Source organism: Streptomyces sp. MnatMP-M17 (genome assembly GCF_900091995.1).
Taxonomy (GTDB): Bacteria; Actinomycetota; Actinomycetes; order Streptomycetales; family Streptomycetaceae; genus Streptomyces.
The window spans coordinates 1-4,331 of sequence record NZ_FMDK01000802.1; the positions used below are offsets into that span (position 1 = coordinate 1).

Genomic DNA, 4,331 nt, shown 5'->3' on the forward strand with positions numbered 1-4,331 from the left:
CCCCCGACGGCAGCAGCCGGCGCAGCATCTGGTCGGCGGTCCAGCGGACCGTGGCCACGGTCGGAATGCCCAGCCGCTGATAGACCTCGGCACGCCGCGGATCGTAGATACGGGCGGCGACATTCTCTATGCCGAACATCTCGCGGGCCACGCGCGCGGCGATGATGTTGGAGTTGTCTCCGCTGCTCACCGCCGCGAAGGCGCCGGCTTCCTCGATCCCCGCCTCGCGCAGGGTGTCCTGGTCGAACCCGACCCCGCTGACGCGACGGCCGCCGAAACCCGAGCCGAGCCGGCGGAACGCGGTGGGGTCCTGGTCGATGACGGCGACTGTGTGCCCCTGTTGCTCCAGGGTCTGCGCGAGTGCGGCTCCCACCCGGCCGCAGCCCATGATGACGATGTGCACGTGGATTTACCCCGCACTCCTGGTCGCCTTGCTGACCTGCGAAAACACCCTGTTCACTCTTCCTTCTCGACCTGCCGGGCACCAAGCGGGACACCGTGTACGACGATTCCCTGGGTCGAGCTTATGCGGCAGGGGTGACAATCCAGTCATCCACGGTGGGGCACGACCTGACAAGAGAGAGGGGTGCTGCCCGCACGGGCGGCTGTTCGAACGCATAGCATCCTGTCGTGTCCAAACTGACCGACGTGCCCAAACGGATTCTGATCGGGCGGGCGCTGCGTAGCGACAGACTTGGGGAAACGCTCCTCCCCAAACGCATCGCGCTGCCCGTCTTCGCCTCCGACCCGCTGTCCTCGGTGGCGTACGCGCCGGGAGAAGTCCTCCTGGTCCTGTCCATCGCGGGTGTGTCGGCCTACCACTTCAGCCCGTGGATCGCTGTGGCCGTCGTGGTGCTCATGTTCACCGTGGTCGCCTCCTACCGGCAGAACGTGCACGCCTACCCGAGCGGTGGCGGCGACTACGAGGTGGCCACCACCAACCTCGGCCCCAAGGCCGGTCTCACCGTCGCCAGCGCGCTGCTCGTCGACTATGTACTGACCGTGGCCGTGTCGATCTCCTCCGGTGTGGAGAACCTCGGCTCCGCGATTCCCTTCGTCGTGGAGAACAAGGTCCTCTGCGCCATCGCGATAATCGTGCTGCTGACGCTGATGAATCTGCGCGGTGTCCGCGAGTCCGGGAAACTCTTCGCGATTCCGACGTATGTCTTCGTCGGCGCCGTGTTCATCATGATCGCCTGGGGCGCGATCCGCGGACTGGCGTTCGGCGACACCATGAAGGCGCCGACCGCCGACTTCCAGATCAAGCCCGAGGAACAGGGACTGGCCGGCTTCGCGCTCGTCTTCCTGCTGCTGCGGGCCTTCTCCTCCGGCTGTGCCGCGCTGACCGGCGTGGAGGCGATCAGCAATGGTGTGCCGGCCTTCCGCAAGCCGAAGAGCAGGAACGCGGCGACGACGCTCGCCCTGATGGGCGGTCTCGCCGTCACCATGTTCTGCGGCATCATCGCCCTGGCCATGGTCACCGATGTGAAGATGGCCGAGAGCCCAGGGACGGATCTGCTCAGGAACGGCGTTCCCGTCGGCTCGGGCTATGTGCAGAACCCGGTGATCTCCCAGGTCGCCGCCGCCGTCTTCGGCAACGGCACGTTCTTTTTCGTCCTCCTCGCCGCGGCCACCGCGCTCGTCCTCTTCCTGGCCGCCAACACCGCGTACAACGGCTTCCCGCTGCTCGGCTCGATCCTCGCGCAGGACCGCTATCTGCCGAGGCAGCTCCATACCCGCGGCGACCGGCTGGCGTTCTCCAACGGCATCGTGCTGCTGGCGGGCGCCGCGGCTCTGCTGGTGGGCCTGTACGGCGCGGACTCGACCCGGCTGATCCAGCTCTACATCGTCGGTGTCTTCGTCTCCTTCACGCTCAGCCAGACCGGTATGGTCCGGCACTGGAACCGCCATCTCAAGACCGAGCGGAACGTGGCCAAGCGCCGCCATATGATCCGCTCGCGCGCGATCAACACCTTCGGTGCCTTCTTCACGGGACTGGTGCTGATCGTCGTCCTCGCCACCAAGTTCACCCATGGCGCCTGGGTCGCGCTGCTCGGCATGGTGATCTTCTACGGAACGATGACCGCGATCCGTAAGCACTACGACCGGGTCTCCGACGAGATCGCCGCCGAGGAGGGCCCGTCCGACGACAGCGTCCGGCCCTCCCGCGTGCACTCCATCGTGCTGGTCTCCAAGGTCCACAAGCCCACGCTGCGGGCGCTCGCGTACGCCAAGCTGATGCGCTCGGACACCTTGGAGGCGCTCAGCATCAGCGTCGATCCGGCTGAGACGAAGGCGCTCAGGGAGGAGTGGGAGCGGCGTGGCATCAATGTGCCGCTGAAGATCCTCGACTCCCCGTACCGCGAGATCACGCGGCCGGTCATCGAGTACGTACGCGGCCTGCGGACCGAGAATCCGCGGGACGCGATCAGTGTCTACATCCCGGAGTATGTGGTCGGCCGGTGGTACGAGCATCTGCTGCACAACCAGAGCGCGCTGCGGCTCAAGGGACGGCTGCTCTTCACGCCCGGCGTGATGGTGACGTCGGTTCCGTATCAGCTCGAATCGTCGGAGCTGGCGAAGCAGCGGGCGAAGAAGCGCCGGGTGTACAGCGCGCCGGGATCGGTACGGCGAGGGCCTGTGGACGCGCGGCCGAGGGAGTCGGGGAACGCGGGCACCGCTTCCGGCGGGAAGGACAAAGGCTGACCTGCGTGTGGCGGGTGGCGGGGTGACGCGCACGTAGACTGGTGGGCTGGTGCTTCGCAGTATCGCTATCGATGTCCCTCGCACCTCTTGATCCTTTGGAGCCACCCCGCCATGAACACAGAACCGCAGGCTTCGCTGATCGGGGAGGAGTACGAGGTCGAGGTGGGCCCCGTCGCGCACGGCGGCCACTGCGTCGCCCGTACCGACGAGGGCCGGGTCCTCTTCGTGCGGCACGCCCTGCCCGGCGAGAAGGTCCGTGTCCGGGTGACCGAGGGCGACGAGGACTCCCGTTTCCTGCGCGCGGACGCGGTGGAGATCATCGACGCCTCCAAGGACCGGGTCGAGGCGCCCTGTCCGTACGCCGGTCCCGGGCGCTGCGGCGGCTGCGACTGGCAGCACGCCAAGCCCGGCGCCCAGCGGCGCTTCAAGGGCGAGGTCATCGCCGAGCAACTGCACCGGCTCGCGGGCCTCACCCCCGAGGAGGCGGGCTGGGACGGGACCGTCATGCCCGCGCCGGGCGACAAGCTGCCGACGGGCGAGGTTCCCGCGTGGCGCTCGCGCGTGCAGTACGCGATCGACGAGAACGGGCGCGCTGGGCTGCGCCGGCACCGCTCGCACGATGTCGAACCGGTCGAGCACTGCATGATCGCCACGGAGGGCGTCAGCGAACTGGGCATCGAGCGGCGCGAGTGGCCGCAGATCGCCACGGTCGAGGCGATCGCGGCCTCGGGCTCCGGCGACCGCCAGGTGATCCTCACTCCGCGGGAGGGCGGCCGGCTGCCGCTGGTGGAGCTGGACAGGCCCGTGTCCGTACTGCGCGTGGAGGAGCACGACGGCGGAGTGCACCGGGTGCACGGCCGCGCCTTTGTGCGCGAGCGCGCCGACGGCCGTACGTACCGCGTCGGTATGGGCGGCTTCTGGCAGGTGCACCCGAGCGCTCCCCAACTGCTGGTCGAGGCCGTGATGCAGGGCCTGATGCCGAGGAAGGGCGAGACCGCGCTCGATCTGTACTGCGGAGTGGGCCTGTTCGCCGGAGCGATCGCGGAGCGCGTCGGGGAGACCGGCGCGGTGCTGGGCATCGAGTCCGGCAAGCGCGCGGTGGAGGACGCCCGGCACAACCTCCAGGACATGCCCAGGGTCCGTATCGAACAGGGCAAGGTCGACCAGGTCCTGCCGCGCACCCGGATCACCGAGACGGACCTGATCGTCCTGGACCCGCCGCGCGCGGGCGCCGGCAAACAGACCGTCAAACACCTCTCCACCCTGGGCGCGCGCCGTATCGCCTACGTAGCCTGCGACCCGGCAGCCCTCGCCCGCGACCTCGCCTACTTCCGCGAAGGCGCCTACCGCCCCCGCACCCTGCGCGCCTTCGACCTCTTCCCGATGACGCACCACGTGGAGTGCGTGGCGATTTTGGAGCCGGCAGGGAAGGGCGCCTGAGCTGCGGTTTTGCGCGTGCGCAATATGCGTGGTGTGGGCGTGACGAGCGATATCTTGACGCTCATTCTGATGGGGCGTCAGGGCGGCTTCTTGGGCAACCTGGTGGCCGGCTATCGAGGGCGCCTCCTAGTACTCCAGCAGCGGTTCGTGTCCTGAGCTGGTGATTGTCGTTGTCCTGGTATGAA

Annotated in this window: 3 protein-coding genes; 2 read left to right on the forward strand and 1 reads right to left on the reverse strand. The window is 68.1% G+C overall.

What is annotated here, in order from left to right; all coding sequences use genetic code 11:
- The coding region (locus tag GA0115259_RS30925) for a potassium channel family protein (RefSeq protein ID WP_141716760.1) at nt 1-403 on the reverse strand (403 nt) is incomplete at its 3' end.
- A gap of 227 nt (nt 404-630) precedes the next feature.
- On the opposite strand from GA0115259_RS30925, the gene GA0115259_RS30930 reads away from it, so the two are divergent.
- Nucleotides 631-2,706, forward strand: a complete 2,076-nt coding sequence (locus GA0115259_RS30930; protein ID WP_093603131.1) for an APC family permease — start codon at nt 631-633, stop codon at nt 2,704-2,706.
- 111 nt (nt 2,707-2,817) lie between these two features.
- Nucleotides 2,818-4,146, forward strand: a complete 1,329-nt coding sequence (locus tag GA0115259_RS30935; protein ID WP_093603133.1) for a class I SAM-dependent RNA methyltransferase — start codon at nt 2,818-2,820, stop codon at nt 4,144-4,146.
- Nucleotides 4,147-4,331: the final 185 nt, after the last annotated feature.